Here is a 16,507-nt window from a genome sequence, read left to right as displayed (position 1 = left end):
TCGTGGGTCGGGGCCGCGCCGGTACGTCGAGTCCACCGCTTTCCGGGTATCCGGCTGTCAGTTTTGGAGGGAACCGCTTCCTGGAGGAGCCCTACGCGGCGGACTCGACGTACCGGCACGGCCCCTTCCGTTGGTCTCTGAGTCTCAGATCGTCGTCATTGACCTGAGGGCCCTGCTTGCCACCTCTCGGCCGATCGGGAGGGAGGCTGTGGCTGCGGGGGAGGGGGCATTGAGTACGTGGACCGTGCGGGGGGACTCCTGGATCAGGAAGTCGTCCAGGAGGGTGCCGTCGCGTAGGACCGCCTGGGCTCGGACGCCTGCGGTGGAGGGGATCAGGTCGTCGGGGGTGGCTGCCGGGAGCAGGCGGCGGACTGCGTGAGTGAAGGCTGTCTTCGAGAGGGAACGGTGCAGTTCGCCGCCGCCGTAGCGCCAGTGGTGGCGGGCTATCCGCCAGGAACCTGGCCAGGCGAGGGTCGACGCCAGGTCGCGGGGGCGTACGGTCCGCCAGTCGTAGCCCTCGCGGGCCAGGGCCGGGACCGCGTTCGGGCCGATGTGGACGCTTCCGTCGATGCCCCGGGTGAGGTGGATGCCGAGGAAGGGGAAGGCCGGGTCCGGCACGGGGTAGACGAGGCCGTTGACGAGGGAGGGGCGGGCCAGGGTGTAGTACTCGCCTCGGAAAGGGACGATCCGCATGTTGGGGTCGTCGCCCGTCAGGCGGGCGATCCTGTCGCAGTGGAGGCCGGCGCAGTTGACCAGCACGCGGGACCGGATGATCGTTCCGTCGTGGGTGCGGACCGCTACTCCGAGGTCGGGGCGGCGGTCGATGTGTGTGACCTCCGCGTTGTACTGGATGTGGGCGCCGGACGCGTCCGCGAGCTGGCGGGCTACGGCCACGAAGTCGCACACGCCTGTGGTGGCCACGTGGATCGCGGCGAGGCCCCGCACCTGGGGTTCGTACTCCGCGATCTGGGTGGCGCCCAGCTCACGGACCGGAATGCCGTTCTCCCGGCCTCGCTGGACGAGTGCGTGCAGGCGGGGCAGCTCGTCGCGTTCCGTGGCGACGATCAGCTTGCCGGTGACGGCGTGGGCGATGTCGTACTCCGCGCAGAACTTGACCATCTCGGCGGCGCCCCGGACGGCGTACCGGGCCTTGAGGGAGTTCGGGCGGTAGTAGATACCGCTGTGGATGACGCCGCTGTTGCGTCCTGTTTGGTGGCGGGCCGGGCCGGGCTCCTTCTCCAGCACCGTCACGCGCGTGCCCGGCGCGGCACGCGTGATCGCATACGCCGTCGACAGACCGACGATCCCGCCGCCGATCACGAGCACGTCACAGTCGTAAGCGACCTTCCGCCCCATCTGCCCGCTCCACCTCCCGCCTTCGTTTCCCGCCTCGGATTCCCGCCTTCGGCTCCCCCTCCGATAGTGCACTGCGCCACTGACAACACCCTCAAACCCACAATCCCTCAAACCCACAGAACACCCCTGTGGCATGTTCATGGTGGCGGGCGCGCCCCTTCAGGGGCGTGGGGTGCTGGGGCTACCAGCCGCATGCGGCTGGTAGCCCCAGCACCCCACGCCCCGCAGACGCTAAGGGGGCTTTCCCACTAGGCCGGTGCCATAAGCAACGGCCTAGCCCGTTCGCGTAGCTCCACCACCCGGGGCTCGTCGCCGTACGGCTCCAGGCGGTGGAGGAGGTCCTTCACGTACTCGGTCGTGCGGGCGGACGAGATGCGCCCGGCGACCTCCACCGCCCGTACGCCCTGCTCGCACGCCGCATCGAGGTTGCCCGACTCGAGTTCGGCGACCGCCGACACCACCAGGCGCAGGCCGTGCGAGCGTACGAACTCCTCCGTCGGCTTCGACAGGGCCTGCTCCGTGAAGCGGCGGACCTGGCGCGGGGCCTTCAGATCGCGGTAGCACTCCGCGGCGTCGGCCGCGAAACGGTCGTACGAGTAGAAGCCGAGCCAGGTCGGGTCGTGGTCGCCGTCGCGGGCCCGCTCCAGCCAGCCCTCGGCCGCCTTCAGGGCGCCGCCGGCCGCCTGGGCGTCACCCGCGCGCGCGTGGGCCCGTGCCTCGACGAGGCGGAAGAAGCTCATCGTGCGGGCGGTGGCCAGGCCACGGTTGCGCTCCAGAGCGGCCTGGGCGAGGTCGACGCCCTCGTCGCCGAAGCCCCGGTAGGTCGCCTGGAGGGACATGGTGGCCAGTACGTAGCCCCCCAGGGGCACGTCGGCCGCCGCGCGGGCGAGGCGCAGGGCCTGGATGTAGTAGCGCTGGGCGGCTTCCTGCTGGCCCGTGTCGAAGGCCATCCAGCCCGCGAGGCGGGTGAGTTCGGCGCTGGCTCCGAAGAGGGCGCGGCCGACCTCGTCCGAGTACGAGCCCAGCAGGAGCGGGGCCGCCTCGACTCTTAAGCACTCCGGCACCATGGACGAACGCCAGTCGCCGCCTCCGTACTTGGAGTCCCAGCGCCTGGCGTCCTCGGCGGCCTCCCGCAGCTTCTGAACGTCGCTGTGGCCGACTTTCAGCGGTGTTCCGGAGCCTTCCAGCGGGCTCGCGTCCCGTGCCACCGAGCTGTCGGCCGGTGTTATCAGCCACCGGGACGCGGGCGTTGCGTATGCGCTCACTGCGAATGATCCGGCGAGCGACTGCCAGATGCCGCCGGAGCCGGCCCGGCGTCCGGCGAGGTCGAGTCGGTAGAGGTCCGTCGCTGATCGCACGGCCTGTCCGACGTCACGGGGGAAGGCGAGGCCCACTTCCGGTGCGGGATCCGCGTCCGCCAGGCCGATCTCGTGGAGCGGCACGGGGCGGCCGAGCTTCTGGCCGATGGCGGCCGCGATGAGGTGTGGCGCGGCACCCTGCGGCACCATGCCTTTCGACACCCAGCGCGCCACCGACGTCTTGTCGTAGCGAAGAGTCAACCCGCGTTGAGCGCCAAGATCGTTGACGCGTCGCGCGAGTCCTGCGTTGCTGATTCCCGCGAGGGCGAGAACGGCGCCGAGTTTTTCGTTCGGCCCGCGTTGCTCCCTGGACATGCGCCACCCCTCGACACAGACGGCTGCCGCGCGGTGTGGCCACGCGGCATTCGTGCTGCGTCTTCCCGGGAGCCAACCTCTGGAACCCCACCCGCACAAGCACGTGGCCGAGCCCTCAGGTATATGCCTCCCGCGAAAACACAGGCAAACACAGGGTAGTTCGCCGCATCCCAAGCGTTAAGGGGCATTGTTCCGGATGGCGGGATTGTGGTCCGGGGGCGAGCACGGAGCGTTGTCCCGTGCTCCCGCTGTGTGGCCGTGCGCCTGTCCGTGCGCTCTTCTCCGGCCATGGGGGTAACGGTTCCATGGATCGTGCGTGGGTCGGCCCGCTGTACTGGATCCAGTGGGCTGGGGGACACTGCCGCCTACATCCCCGCGGGCGGCGGACCGGTCCGGGAGGCGAACTCCGCCTCCCGGACTGTGCGTTGCGCACAGCATGTACAGAGCGTGTGCACGCCCGTTCGGCCATCACCGATTTGGCCGAATTTCGCCCATGCCTTCTGAGGGCAATTACCCCTCCCACCATGGCACTTGAGGGCGCGTTGGGTGCCTTGGGGGAGCGTAGCGGGGGCGCATTCAGGTCGTAGCCATTGGGTAAATTCTGTGCGATCGCCGTTCTTCGTGCGTGCGTTCGCCCCTTCCCGGGCATCTCCAAGGGGCGCACTCCGGGGAGCACAAGCAGCCGCTCTGCCCCTCCGGTGCGCTCTCTTCGTGGCAGCATGGTGACCGTTCGTGCGGTGCACTGGGTTGTCCACAGCCTGTGGAGGCGGCGATGCGGTGGTTGGTGGGATGGAGCAGTACCGCCGCTCGTGCGCCTGAGATCGGTTCCGCGGGAGCGACCGGCAGCGGCGGCGAGACGGTGCACCCGGTGGGGTCCCAGATCCTGTGGGGCGATCCCGACCCCCTCTGGGCGGTCGGCGACTGGCGCCCCGACGAGGTGCGCGTCGTCAAGGCCGACGACCAGAACCGCATCGCGGTGCTGGGCACCTGCGGCGCCTCCGACGAGGAACTGCGCGTGGGCCTGTTCGCCGCGCGCGGCGGCGCGCTGCGGCATCTGACGGCCTGGTCCGGCAGCTACACGGCCGTCGTCCAGGTGGGCCGCCGGGTCATGGTCTGCGGCGATCTGGCGGGCGCCAGGCCGGTGTTCTACACCCCCTGGGCGGGCGGCACGGCGTACGCGACCGCGGCCCTCCCCCTCGCCGACCTCATCGAGGCCAACCTCGACTTCGGGCACCTGGCGGCCCTCCTCGCCGCTCCCGACGTACCCGCCGCGATCCAGGACTCGACCCCCTACGAAGGCGTACGGCGCATCCCGCCCGGACACGCGCTGATCCTGCGCGCGGGTGCCCGGGAGATCGCCGGGTACGAACCGGTGGCCTCCCTCGCCGTCGCGGCCCCGATCACCGACGCGGACAGCGCGGTGAACGCCGTACGCGACGCCCTGGTAGAGGCCGTACGGGCCCGACTCGCCGCCCCCAGGCACGTACCCGGGGCCGACATAGACCCCGGTCCCGTCCCCGGCATGGGCCCCGCCGAGCGGCGCGCCGCGCGCGGCATGCCCGTGCCCGGCATAGGAGCCGACCTCTCCGGAGGACCCGCTTCCGGCACGCTCGCCCTCCTCGCCGCCGGCCTCCCCGGCGCGCCGGGCACGGTCCTGGGCCATGGCACGGGCGCCGGCGAACGCCTCCTCGCGGTCACGTTCAACGACCTCGCGGTGAAGGGCCGGGAGGCCGAACTGGAGCGGGCGGGCACGTTGGCGGCCAATCCGCGCCTGCACCACGTGGTCGTCGCGGGCGGCGAAGAGGTCCTCCCCTACGCCGAGTTGGAGGGGCCCCTGACGGACGAGCCGGGGCCTTCGTTGGTGACGGCTGCCCGTCACCGCGCGCGGCTGGCCGCGGGCAGCGCGGACCACTTCACGGGCTACGGAGCCCGGCAGGTCCTGGACGCGCACCCGGCCCGCCTCGCCGACCTCCTCATGGACCGCAAACGACGTCATCTGGTGCGCCCGGTCGCGGCGTTGGCGAAGGCCGACGGTTCCGTCATGGTCCCCGCGCGCGTGTACGGCGCGGCACGCAAGCTGTCCCGTACGCCGTATCTCGTCGGCATAGAGGGACTCGCCGACCGGCTGCTGCACAAGCGGTTCGAGGAGCCGGGAGGTGCCGTGGGGGCGTCGCTCGCCGCGCTCACGTGGGCCAGACCGGGGCCCGCCGCACGCTGGCTCACCGGCGAGGCCCTCGCTGAAGTATCGGTTCGCCTGGCGGGTGCGTCGTCCCGGGCGAGCGTCGGCCCCGGCCAGCGTCCGGGCGACTTCCGCGCACGCTCCGCGCTGGCCCGGCACGCCGCGGACCTCCGCATCCTGGAGCAGGCCGCGGAGGTCCGCTTCCAGCGCCTGCACGCCCCCTTCCTCGACAACCAGGTCGTACGCGCCTGCCGTGCCCTTCCCGAGGCGCTGCGCGTCCAGCCCGGCGCACGGGCCGCGATCCTCCGTACGGTCCTGGAGGGCGCCGGCGTGGCAGACCTCCCGCCCGGCTGGGGCGCCCCGTCCCACGCGTCCTCCACGGCCGCGGCGCGTACGGGCCTCCGGGTCGCCGTGAACGACCTGATCGCCCTCTTCGACACACCCCTCCTGGCCCAGGCGGGCCTGGTCGAGGCCCGAGTGGTCCGCAAGGCCCTCCGGGCTGCGGCCGACGGCGAGGTCCTGCCCTTGGAGGGGCTCGCGGACCTGGTCTCCCTGGAACTGTGGCTACGCCGCCTCCTGGACCGCCGGGGCACGTGCTGGACGGGGACGCCTGCGCGTCAGCGGGCCGTTCCGGCGGGGATCCGGCCGCAGAGGGGGGCGTTGGGGGCGGCGCGCTGAGTGGCGCGCTGAGCGGCCGGCTGAGCTGAGAGGCGGGGGCCGACATTTCAGCCGGTCTGGCGTTTGAGGACGAGCGCGTTCAGCGCGATACGGGGGTCTGGGGGCGGAGCCCCCAGAACAGGGATGATGGGGGTCCCCCCGCTCGAGCGAAGCCGAGAGTGGGGAAGGGTAAGGGCGGCGGGGGCGAAAGACTCGGCCCCACCGCAACGTACCGGCGACAATGACCCCGTGCGGTACAGAATCCTGGGCGTCACCCAGGCAACGGACGCCCAGGGCAACGACGTGCCCCTGGGCGGCCCCCGCCTCCGCGCACTCCTGACCGCGATGGCGCTGCGCGCAGGCCGCACGACGTCTCCGGAGACCCTCATCGACGAGGTCTGGCCGGACCACCCCCCGCACGCCGCCCCCGCCGCCCTCCAGGCCCTCATCGGCCGCCTCCGCCGAGCCCTGGGCAGGGCCGCGATCGCATCGGAGCCGGGCGGCTACCGCCTCGCCGCCACCCAAGAGGACGTGGACCTGTTCGTCTTCGAGCGCCTGGTCCGCGAGGGCAGGGCGCAACTGGACGAAGCCCCGGAGACCGCGGCCCGCACCCTCCGCGAGGCACTCGCCCTGTGGCGGGGCCCGGCCCTGACCGACCTCCCCGACCGTACGACGGCGGCGACCCGCCCGGACTCCCTCCGCGAGGAGGCCACCCGCGCGCGCGTGGAGGCGGACCTGCGCAACGGCCACGCCCACGACGCCCTACCGGAACTGAGGGAACTCACCGAGACCCACCCGTACGACGAACCCCTGCACGCCCTCCTCATCAGGGCCCTGCGCGACACCGGCCGCACGGCGGACGCCCTCGCCGCGTACGAGTCGGCCCGCCGGGGCCTGGCGGAGGGCCTGGGCACGGACCCGGGCCCGGAACTCCGGACCCTGCACACGGAGTTGCTGACACCTCGGCGAGACGTGGGTCCCCCCTCGGGTCCCACTCCAGGCACCACGCCGGGTCCCACCCCGGGTCCCACCCCGAGCCAGGGCCGGCGCACAGGCTCCGGCTTCGGCTCCGGCCAGGGCTCGGCCAACGGCGCGGGCGGCTCAGGCCACGCCCACACCGTGAGCCCGACACCGACACCGACACCGACACCGACACCGACACGGGCACCAATACCGACACCGCCCCCGAGCCCGTACGCAGCCCCCACCACCCCGTCAAGAGCCGAGCGCATCGGCAACCTCCGCCCCCGCCTGAATTCCTTCGTGGGCCGGGAACCCGAACTCGACGCCATCCGTTCCGAATTGCACAGGGTCCGACTCGTCACCCTCACGGGACCGGGCGGATCCGGGAAGACCCGCCTCGCCGAGGAAGCCGCCACCGGGCATCCACAGGCATGGCTGGCCGAGCTCGCTCCGCTCGACCGGCCGGAGGCGGTGCCCGGCGCGGTCGTCAGCGCCCTCGGTCTGCGCGAGACCATGCTGATGACCCATGAGATGACGGTGCAGCAGGACGACCCGGTCGCCCTGCTCATCGAGTACTGCGCCCCGCGCAGCCAACTCCTGATCCTTGACAACTGCGAACATGTGATCGGTGCGGCGGCCGAGCTGGCCGAGACCCTCCTGACCCACTGCCCAGGACTCACGATCCTCGCCACCAGTCGTGAACCCCTGGGCGTGCCCGGCGAATCCGTGCGCCCGGTCGAACCCCTGCTCCCCGCCCCGGCACACCGCCTCTTCACGGAACGGGCGGTGGCGGTCCGCCCGGGCGACGACGTCACCCAGGACCCCGCCGTCGACGAGATCTGCCGCCGTCTCGACGGCCTGCCCCTGGCCATCGAGCTGGCCGCCGCACGGCTGCGCATGCTCACCCCGCGCCAGATCGCCGACCGCCTCGACGACCGTTTCCGCCTCCTCACCTCCGGAAACCGCACGGCGCTGCCCCGCCAGCAGACCCTGCGCGCGGTCGTCGACTGGTCCTGGGACCTGCTCGACGAGCCCGAGCGGACCGTCCTGCGCGAGGTCTCCGTCTTCGCGGGCGGCTGGGACCTGGAGGCCGCGGAGGCGGTGTGCACCGGGCCCGTGGCCGAGATCGTCGGCGCGCTCGTCGACAAGTCCCTGGTCGTCGCGGCGCCCTGCCGGCGGGGAATCAGCGGCATGCGCTACCGCCTGCTGGAGACGATCCACGAGTACGCCGCGGAGCGCGCCGCCGAGACCCCCGAGCTGCGTGCGACGGCCGAGCGACGGCATCGCGCGTGGGTCCGCGCCCTGGTCGAGGAGGCCGATCCGCTCCTGCGGTCCGCCGACCAACTCCGGTGGATCCACCGCCTGGAGACCGACATGGACAACATCCGTGCGGCCCTCCACCGCAGCCTCGTCGCCGCCGACGAGCCGGAGCTGCACGCGATGGTCCTCGCGATGGGCTGGTTCTGGTGGCTGCGCAACTTCCGGAGCGAGGGCGCGGCATGGGCGGACCGGGCGCTGCGCCTGGGAGCGGCACTCGACAAGTTCGCCGCCGACTCCGCCCACCCCTCCGACTCCGCCGACCTCTGCGCCTCGACCGACCTCTCCAGCTTCTGCGAAGCACCGACGCCGACCGAGCCGGTCCCCGAAGGACTGGAACGACTAGAAGGACTGGAACGACGGGAACGACTGGAAGGACTGGAAGGACGAGGGCGAGAGGGAGAACCAGTCCCCGAGGGACGCTACGGACACCCGGCCCGCGAGGGACACAAGAGATGCGAGAGACGCTTCTCGAAGGAGCTGCCCCATCTCGACGCGGTCGACCCCATGGAGGCGTATCTCGCCGACCCCGAGGCCGACAAGGACCACCCCTACCACCGGCTCCGTATGCAAGTGCGCGTGCTGCATCTCTTCCTGAGGGCGGAGCTCGGTCAGGTCCCGCCGGTGGACGAGCGGACGCTGGAGTACGTCACACGCCTGCGGAACACGCTGGCGAAGGGCGGCCCGGACGCGGCGCGCTTCCCCGGCATCATCTGGCCGCTGATCGCGTTCGTGCTCGGCAACACCCACGACATACGTCACTCGATGGACGTGTCGCTCGCCAACTGCCGGACGCACGGCGGCGACTGGGAGATCGGCGCCGCCCTGCTGTTCTGTGTGCATGTGGCCGTCGACACCCCCGGCGGCATGGCGGGCGTCGACGAGCGCCTCGCGGAGCTGCGTGTCTTCGCCGTGCGCGCGGGTGACCGCTGGATGCTCGCCCAGATGCGCAGCGCGGGCGGCGAGACGGCCATGGTGCGGAGCCGCCTGGACGAGGCGAAGGGGGAGTACGAGGAGGCGCTGCGGCTCGCCCACGAGGTGGGGGCGTATGCCGAGACGCCGTTCCTCATCGCCCGCCTCGGCGAGATCGCGTACCGCGCGGGCGACCGGGCCGGAGCCCTCGCCGCTCTGGACGAAGCGACCGCCTTGGCCGATCGCTACGCGGTGCCGGACTCCCGGGCGTTCGTCCTCATCATGCGGTCCCAAATGGCCCTCGACGACGGGGACTTCGTATGGGCGCGCGAACTGTGCGAGGCGGCCCGCGCGGAGTCGAACCGGGGCACGCCGCCGCCACAGTTCGTGGCCGGGCTGAACGGCATCGACGCGCTGCTCACCGTGGTCGAGGCGGGTCCCGGGCAGGGGCTGCGCAAGCTGGCCGACACGCTGCGCGAGGCCGCGTCGGCCGGGTGCGCGGAGGCGGTCCTCGCCACGCTGGCCGAGCGGGCGGCGGGCGTCCTGGCCGACGTCGACGACCACGCGCGCGTGGTCCGCCTCCTCGCGGCCGGCTCCCGCTGGCGCGAGGGCCACCCCCGCCCGTTGCCCGACAGCCTGGAGCTCGACCGCATCGAGGCCGCTGCCCTGTCCCACCTGGGCCGAGAGGTCTACGACGCCGAGTGGTCGACCGGCGTGCCCCTCACCCCGGACGACGTCCTAAGGGAACTCGCCGAGGCATCGGCCACCGTCACGAACACCAGCCCCCGCTGAGGCCGACGCGAAACCCACGGCGCCCCGAACTCGCCGCCACGAGTACGGGCATGGACACAGGCACGGGCACAGGCACAGGCACGGGCCCAGGCACGGGCCCTACGTCCCCCCCCAGCCTCGCGGACGTCGGCACGCAACCCGCAACCCGCAACCCGCAACCCGCAGCTCGCAACCCGTACCCAGCGACCACCCGCCCCCACCCCCCCCCGACACCGACGCGCGACCTCACCGACACCGGAACCGCGAATCGGCCCAGTCCGCCAACGACACCGAGTCGAAGGGCGAATGCGGCTCGACGACCAGGCGGATCGTTTTCCTGCCGGTCAGATCGACATGCACGGGCACCGCGGCATGCCCGCCCTGGACCAGCCCCGACTGCCACGTCCGAGCCCCGTCCGCGAACACGGAGAACCGCACCTGACCGAGCCCCATCGTCATGTCGTCGACGCCGACCATCGCGTCGTACGAGGAACACGTGCGGTTGAGATCGATGGTGACCGAGGACGCGCCGTGGACGGTGACCCCGTTCGCGTACCGCTTGTCGGCGATCGACAGGCCGTACCGCTGCCAGACCCAGCTGCTCTCGCCGAGCCGCATCTCGGGCTTGGTGCCGTCACCGGTGGCGCCGTACTCCAGCTCGTTCCACTGGAAGTCCGCCGGTGGCTGCGGCGCAGGAGCGGGAGGTGCGGGAGGTGCCGGGGGCGGTGGGGGCGACGGCTTCGGCGGCGTGGGCCTCGGTTTCGGGGCGGGCGTAGGAGTGGGAGTGGGCTTCGGGGTCGGGCTCGGTGTGGTGCGCGGCGAGGGCGCGGCGATCTGCACTGGCCGATTCGGCGCGGGCGCCGCCTTCGGGGGCTTCGGCGACGGCGACGGTACGCGCGGTTCGACGGCGGGCGGGGACGGATCCGGCTCGGCCACGGGGTCCTTGGGCTTGACGTCGTCACCGGCCAGCGCGAGCGCCACCACGGCGACGGCCGCCGCGACGACACCCGCCGCGATCCCCGCCTTCGCGGGCGCCCCGAGCCCCTCGGCGGCGACCCCACCACCGGCGCCCCCGGAGCTGCCGCCCGCCGCCGACGCGGCGCCCGCGGCGCCCGCGGCACCGGCCGCACCCGCGCCGACCCCGCCGGCGATGAGCGCGGCCGCCTTCGCGTACCCGGCGGCGCCGAACCAGCCGATGACCGCGACCGGTACGACCGCGGGAATCCCGCTGGCGACTGTGCCACAGCACGGCCTGCCACCGCTCCGGCAACGACCGGAACGCCTGCATGGCCATCGACTGCTCGGCCTCGTGCATCGCCCGTACGTCCGCGCCCAGGTCCAGCCCCGCTCCGAAGGAGTCAACGGACGCAGTGGTGTCGGACACCTCGGAGCCGCGTGCGGCCTGCGCCGCGAACACGGCGAAGTCGTCGACGAGATGCTCGCGCCTCGCCGACTTGGTCCAGCCCGCCGCGACGCGTCGTACGGTCGTCAGCAGATAAGCCCGTACGCGTGCTCGGGGCCGTGCCCGCCGCGTACGGCCTGGAGCATGCGGGCGAAGACCTCGGCCGTGAGGTCGTCCGCCGTGTGGGCGTCCCGGCAGCAGGAGCGCGCGTACCGGCGGACGGCGTCCGCGTGACGCCTGTACAGCTCCTCGTACGCCGTGTCGTCGCCCGAGCGCATCCGCTCGATCAGCTCGGCGTCGGCCGGCGGCATCTCGATCGGGGGCGGCAGCACGCCACTGTCGTGCCACTCACGCCACTGTCGTGCCACTCACGCCGCTCCCGCTGCGGCGGAACGCCGACTTCGGGGACGACGGCACCAACTTCCGGGACGACGGTGCCGCCGACCGGCACGTCCTTCGGGGGCCCGGCCGGGCTGCCCTTCGGTCGGCCTCCCTGGCTCGGCACTTGGTTCGGCACGTGGCCCGGTACTTGCCGCGGCGGCGGCCCACCGGCCTCCGTGTCACCGTCACCGAGTGACTCGTCCCGCCCGTCAACGCTCATCGCGGAAAGCCCCCGCCTGCACACTCGGACCCGAACACCGGGAAAGAGTGCCGCACGGATCCTCCACTGTTACCCGGAGGAACGGACCAACCACTCGTCCGTGAGGACGTGCCGAACCACAGCGCTACCGTTCACTGGAACGGGAAAGGTTCAACCGCGTTCCGCAGCACACGGGTTGACGAAAGCGCCCCGTCAGGGGCGCGGGGCGGTGACACCATGCGGCTCCGCCGCGTGGGCGCGACCAACCCCTACAGCCCCGCACCGACAACGAACCCGCCCCCGCCGGAGGCAACCCGCCCCCGCCGGAGGCACCGCGCGCCCAGGCACGTCACACCGGCCGAGACCGAAGCCCCTCCAGCAGAATGTCCAGCAACCGCGCCGACGCAGCCGCCTGCTGCGCCGCGTCGGGCAGCGAGGGCGCCGCCGTGGCGATCACCAGCAGCACGTCGGACACCGTCACGTCCGGCCGCAGCTCGCCCGCCGCCCGCGCCCGCTCCACCAGCCGGCCCACGACTTCGAGCAGCTGCGCCGCACCCGCGTCGTCATCGGCCGTCAGCGCCTCCACGGCCTCACGGCCGGGCACCGGCCGCTGCTCCACGAGCCGCAGGTCGGGCGAGAGGGGCTGGGACCGCTGCTGCGGCACCCGCGTCTCGTCGAGGACCGTGCTCTCGATCCCCTCGATCCCCTCGTCGCCGACTCCCACCCGCAGCACCTGCGGCGGCAGCAGCCGCCCGGCACCCGAGGCCACCGACGTCCGCAGGAAGCGCGACAGCGCCGACCACGGCTCGTCCTCCTGACCCAGCGCCGAACGCGCCTGGTCGGTCAGCCGGGAGGTCTCCTCCTCGGCTATCCGCCGGACCAGGACGTCCTTGCTCGGGAAGCGCCGGTACACCGTGCCGACGCCGACCCGCGCGCGCCGCGCCACGTCCTCCATCGGCGCGCCGTACCCCAGCTCGCCGAAGACCTCACGGGCCGCTCGCAGTACGTGCTCAAGATTGCGCTGTGCGTCCACGCGCAGTGGCGTCGTACGCGACGGGTCCCCCACGCCGCGTCCGTTCGATGCCGCCGCACTGATCGCGCCGCCCGCCCCGATGGCAGACGCGGTAGACCATTGAGAGTCCTGAATGTGCATATGTGTTCCCCCGGTAATGACGTCTCCCCCCGGAGACTCTCCCCGCCATTGACAGCCGGAGCGAGCGGAACAGCCTTCGCCGTGCGGCTCACCGCACGGACCCGTCGAGCGCATCCCCCTACACTCCGATGACACACGAACATAGTTGAGCGGGAGTCAATTCAGAAGGGGCAGGTTCCGCACGGAGCGCCCCCCGATCGGAGTACGGGCCGCTTACGTCCCGGTTGCGCCCCCTACTGCTACCCCGCTCACACCAGCTGACCTGCGAACCTTCCCCACACTCCGGCAATTCGGCCAACCCTGCGCGTCTCAGGCGCCCGGTCACACAAATTGACGGGGCTGTGGACAAACTCCCGTCGCCGTTGCGTCATGGGTGAGTGAAGGAACGTGCGCGCATTCTCGTTGTCGGCGGCGGCTACGTCGGGATGTACACCGCTCTCGGGCTCCAGCGGAAGCTGAAACCCGAGCTCAGGCGGGGCGATGTGGAAATCGTGGTGGTGACGCCCGACCCATACATGACCTATCAGCCGTTTCTGCCCGAGGCCGCCGCGGGCTCGATCTCACCGCGTCATGTCGTCGTGCCGCTGCGTCGTGTCCTCGACCAGTGCCGGGTCGTGATCGGCGAGGCCTCGTCGATCGACCACGCCAAGCGCACCGCGACCCTCACCACCCTCGCCACCGAGGAGGAGGGCACGGGCCCCGAGCAGATCACGTACGACGAACTCGTGCTGGCCCCCGGCTCCATCGCGCGGACCCTCCCGATCCCCGGACTCGCCGAGTTCGCGATCGGCTTCAAGACCGTCGAAGAGGCCATCGGGCTGCGCAACCACGTCATCGAGCAGATGGACATCGCCTCCTCCACCCGCGACCCCGCGATCCGCGACGCCGCCCTGACCTTCGTCTTCGTAGGCGGCGGTTACGCCGGAGTGGAGGCCCTCGGCGAGCTGGAGGACATGGCCCGCTACGCCGCGCGCTACTACCACAACGTCCAGCCCGACGACATGAAGTGGATCCTCGTCGAGGCCTCGAACCGCATCCTCCCCGAGGTCGGCGAGGAAATGGGCAAGTACACCGTCACCCAGCTGCGCCGCCGCAACATCGACGTACGCCTGGAGACCCGCCTCGACTCCTGCGCGGACCGCGTCGCCGTCCTCAGCGACGGGGCGCGCTTCCCGACCCGTACGGTCGTGTGGACCGCCGGAGTGAAACCGCACCCCGTTCTCGCGGCCACCGACCTCCCGCTGAACGAACGCGGCCGCCTGAAATGCACCGCCCAGCTGACCGTCGACGGCGCCACGCACGCGTGGGCCGCGGGAGACGCCGCGGCCGTCCCGGACGTCACCGTCGGCGAACCCGGCACGGAGACCGCCCCCAACGCCCAGCACGCCGTACGCCAGGCCAAGGTCCTCGCCGCCAACATCGCCCACTCCCTGCGCGGCGAGCCCCTGGAGACGTACGCGCACAAGTACGTCGGCTCGGTCGCCTCCCTGGGACTGCACAAAGGCGTCGCGTTCATCTACGGGCGCAAGGTGAAGGGCTACCCTGCCTGGTTCATGCACCGCGTCTACCACCTGAGCAGGGTGCCCACCTTCAACCGCAAGGCCCGCGTGCTCGCCGAATGGACCCTGTCCGGGCTCTTCAAGAGGGAGATCGTCTCCCTCGGTTCGCTCGAACATCCCCGTGCGGAGTTCGAACTCGCGGCCGGTGGAAAGACTCCTCAGAACCCGAAGGGGTCGTCCTGACCGGACCCAGGAACTCCAGCGGCGGGGCCCACGTCTGACGGATGTCGGTCCGGTCGGACACACTGGTCCATGACCTGGGCGGGCCGACCGCTCGCCCTTCAAACCCACGAGGCCTGTCCCACAGTGAACTTCACGCGCTGGAGCGCCCGGCTCCCCGGAACACAGCGCCGCGCCGCAGCGCGGACCGAGGATGCGCCGACGGCGCTTTCCTCGGAAGGCTCCGTGCCCGCGGCACGCGCCGAGCAGCTGACCGACGCGGCGGTGCTCCTGCCCGCCGTCGACGAGCTGCCGGCCCGCGAGGTCCTCGACCGCATCCCGGCCCTCGTCGCCCTCGTCCACGGCCCGGACCACCGCCTCGCGTACGTGAACGACGCCTATGTGGCGGCCTTCGGCGTCCGCCCCGCCGGCGCACCCGCCCGGGACGCGCTGCCCGAGCTGGCCGAGGTCGGCCTGCTGCCGCTCCTCGACCAGGTCCTGCGCAGCTCCAAGCCGCGTACGGTCAAGTCCCGCAAGGCCCCCGGCGGCCGTTCCTACACGTTCACGTGCACCCCCGTCGAGATCTCGGCCACCCCCGAAGGGGGTGGCGTACTGATCTTCGCCGCCGATGTCACCGACCACGCCGAGGCCGCCGAGCGGCTGCGCGCCAGCGAGCGCCGGCAGCGCGAGACCGCCGTCACCCTCCAGCGCTCCCTGCTGCCCCAGGAACTCGAAGAACCCGACGACCTGCGCGTCGCCGCCACCTACCACCCGGGCGGCACGGAGGCCGCGGTCGGCGGCGACTGGTACGACGTGATCACCCTCGGCGGCGGCCGCACGGCCCTCGTCATCGGCGACGTCATGGGCCGAGGCGTCCGCGCGGCGGCCGTCATGGGCCAGCTCCGCACAGCCGTCCGCGCGTACGCCCGCCTCGACCTGCCCCCGCACGAAGTCCTCCAGCTGCTGGACGGCCTCGCCATGGAGATCGACGCCAACCAGATCGCCACCTGCGCGTACGCGGTCCACGACCCGAACGAGGGCCGGCTGGTGTACGCCTCCGCGGGCCACCTCCCGATCCTCGTCCGCGACGAGAGCGGCACGGTCCTGCGCGCCGACGAACCCACCGGCCCCCCGCTCGGCACGGGCGGCTGGATGCACGCCTCCGGCTCGATCCCCCTCGGCCCCGGCTCCACCGCCGTGCTCTACACCGATGGGCTGGTAGAGCGCCGCAACGAGGACCTGGACGAGGGCATCGCCTCCCTGGAGCGCGCCCTCGCGGGCGCCACGGGCACCCCCCAGGTGGTCTGCGACCGCCTGGTCCGCTCGGCGGGCGTGACGGCCGACCACGACGACGACGTAGCCGTCCTGGTCCTCCAGCACCCCGCCCGTACGGGACCCGACGGCGAGCTCTTCCGCAACGCCGCCCTGGAGCTGCTCGGCGGCGTGGAAGCGGCCCCACGCGCGCGTGCCTTCGCCTCCGGCGTCCTCACCAGCTGGCGCTTCCCGCCCGACCTGCACGACCTCGGCGTCCTGGCCGCCAGCGAACTCGTCGCCAACTCCCTCCAGCACGGCACCCCGCCGATGCGCCTCAGACTCCGCCGCACCGACCGCCGCCTCATCGTCGAGGTCACCGACGGCGACGACCACCTCCCGCGCCGCCGCCGCGCCGAGCCCGCCGACGAGTCGGGCCGCGGCATCGCGATCGTCGCCACCATCGCCTCGAACTGGGGCTCCCGCCGCACCCCGGGCGGCGGCAAGGCGGTGTGGTGCGAGTTCGCACTTCCGCGCACCACCTGACCCAGGAGCCGCGCACCACCTGACCTACA

General features: G+C 72.4%; 8 protein-coding genes and 1 pseudogene. 5 read left to right on the top strand and 4 right to left on the bottom strand.

Annotation, left to right across the window (positions count from 1 at the left end; genetic code table 11):
* Nucleotides 1-144 precede the first annotated feature (144 nt).
* Together lhgO and OHA11_RS21245 are read right to left on the bottom strand one after the other, a co-directional pair.
* Nucleotides 145-1,356 carry an L-2-hydroxyglutarate oxidase gene (lhgO, locus tag OHA11_RS21250; RefSeq protein ID WP_266498643.1) on the bottom strand — a complete coding sequence of 404 codons (1,212 nt, stop codon included), beginning with the start codon at nucleotides 1,354-1,356 and terminating at the stop codon, nucleotides 145-147.
* A gap of 248 nt (nucleotides 1,357-1,604) precedes the next feature.
* Entirely contained in the window at nucleotides 1,605-3,029 is a 1,425-nt protein-coding gene (locus OHA11_RS21245; RefSeq protein WP_266498642.1) for an MFS transporter, read from the bottom strand.
* Nucleotides 3,030-3,801: 772 nt separating this feature from the next.
* On the opposite strand from OHA11_RS21245, the gene OHA11_RS21240 reads away from it, so the two are divergent.
* Both OHA11_RS21240 and OHA11_RS21235 read left to right on the top strand, forming a co-directional pair.
* On the top strand, nucleotides 3,802-5,886 hold the full coding sequence (locus OHA11_RS21240; RefSeq protein ID WP_266498641.1) for an asparagine synthase-related protein: 2,085 nt from the start codon (nucleotides 3,802-3,804) through the stop codon (nucleotides 5,884-5,886).
* Nucleotides 5,887-6,114: 228 nt separating this feature from the next.
* Complete coding sequence (locus OHA11_RS21235) at nucleotides 6,115-9,849, top strand: BTAD domain-containing putative transcriptional regulator (RefSeq protein WP_266498639.1); 3,735 nt, start codon at nucleotides 6,115-6,117, stop codon at nucleotides 9,847-9,849.
* Nucleotides 9,850-10,080: 231 nt separating this feature from the next.
* On the opposite strand, the pseudogene OHA11_RS21230 reads toward OHA11_RS21235, so the two are convergent.
* A pseudogene (locus tag OHA11_RS21230) lies at nucleotides 10,081-11,544 on the bottom strand (NPCBM/NEW2 domain-containing protein); the annotation flags it as partial.
* Nucleotides 11,545-11,591: 47 nt separating this feature from the next.
* Between OHA11_RS21230 and OHA11_RS21225 the strand changes: the two are divergent.
* Nucleotides 11,592-11,807 carry a hypothetical protein gene (locus OHA11_RS21225; RefSeq protein WP_266498638.1) on the top strand — a complete coding sequence of 72 codons (216 nt, stop codon included), beginning with the start codon at nucleotides 11,592-11,594 and terminating at the stop codon, nucleotides 11,805-11,807.
* Between the two features lie 352 nt (nucleotides 11,808-12,159).
* Here OHA11_RS21225 and OHA11_RS21220 read toward each other — a convergent pair whose 3' ends face one another.
* The gene (locus tag OHA11_RS21220) at nucleotides 12,160-12,963 is read right to left on the bottom strand and encodes a TetR/AcrR family transcriptional regulator (protein WP_266498635.1); all 804 of its coding nucleotides are present in this window, start codon (nucleotides 12,961-12,963) and stop codon (nucleotides 12,160-12,162) included.
* A gap of 377 nt (nucleotides 12,964-13,340) precedes the next feature.
* Between OHA11_RS21220 and OHA11_RS21215 the strand changes: the two genes are divergently transcribed.
* Both OHA11_RS21215 and OHA11_RS21210 read left to right on the top strand, forming a co-directional pair.
* On the top strand, nucleotides 13,341-14,705 hold the full coding sequence (locus OHA11_RS21215; RefSeq protein WP_266498634.1) for an NAD(P)/FAD-dependent oxidoreductase: 1,365 nt from the start codon (nucleotides 13,341-13,343) through the stop codon (nucleotides 14,703-14,705).
* A gap of 123 nt (nucleotides 14,706-14,828) precedes the next feature.
* On the top strand, nucleotides 14,829-16,478 hold the full coding sequence (locus OHA11_RS21210) for a SpoIIE family protein phosphatase (RefSeq protein ID WP_266507344.1): 1,650 nt from the start codon (nucleotides 14,829-14,831) through the stop codon (nucleotides 16,476-16,478).
* Nucleotides 16,479-16,507: the final 29 nt, after the last annotated feature.

Origin of the sequence: Streptomyces sp. NBC_00878 (assembly GCF_026341515.1) — a bacterium.
In the GTDB taxonomy this organism is placed as follows: Bacteria; Actinomycetota; Actinomycetes; order Streptomycetales; family Streptomycetaceae; genus Streptomyces.
Note: the sequence above shows the minus strand (reverse complement) of the source record. Positions and strands in the feature narration are given on the sequence as shown.

Bases quoted from the DNA above. Each gene is read 5' to 3' on its own strand.
- OHA11_RS21240 (WP_266498641.1), top strand. From the start codon at position 3,802: ATGCGGTGGTTGGTGGGATGGAGCAGTACCGCCGCTCGTGCGCCTGAG.
- lhgO (WP_266498643.1), bottom strand. From the start codon at position 1,356: ATGGGGCGGAAGGTCGCTTACGACTGTGACGTGCTCGTGATCGGCGGC.
- OHA11_RS21245 (WP_266498642.1), bottom strand. From the start codon at position 3,029: ATGTCCAGGGAGCAACGCGGGCCGAACGAAAAACTCGGCGCCGTTCTC.
- OHA11_RS21220 (WP_266498635.1), bottom strand. From the start codon at position 12,963: ATGCACATTCAGGACTCTCAATGGTCTACCGCGTCTGCCATCGGGGCG.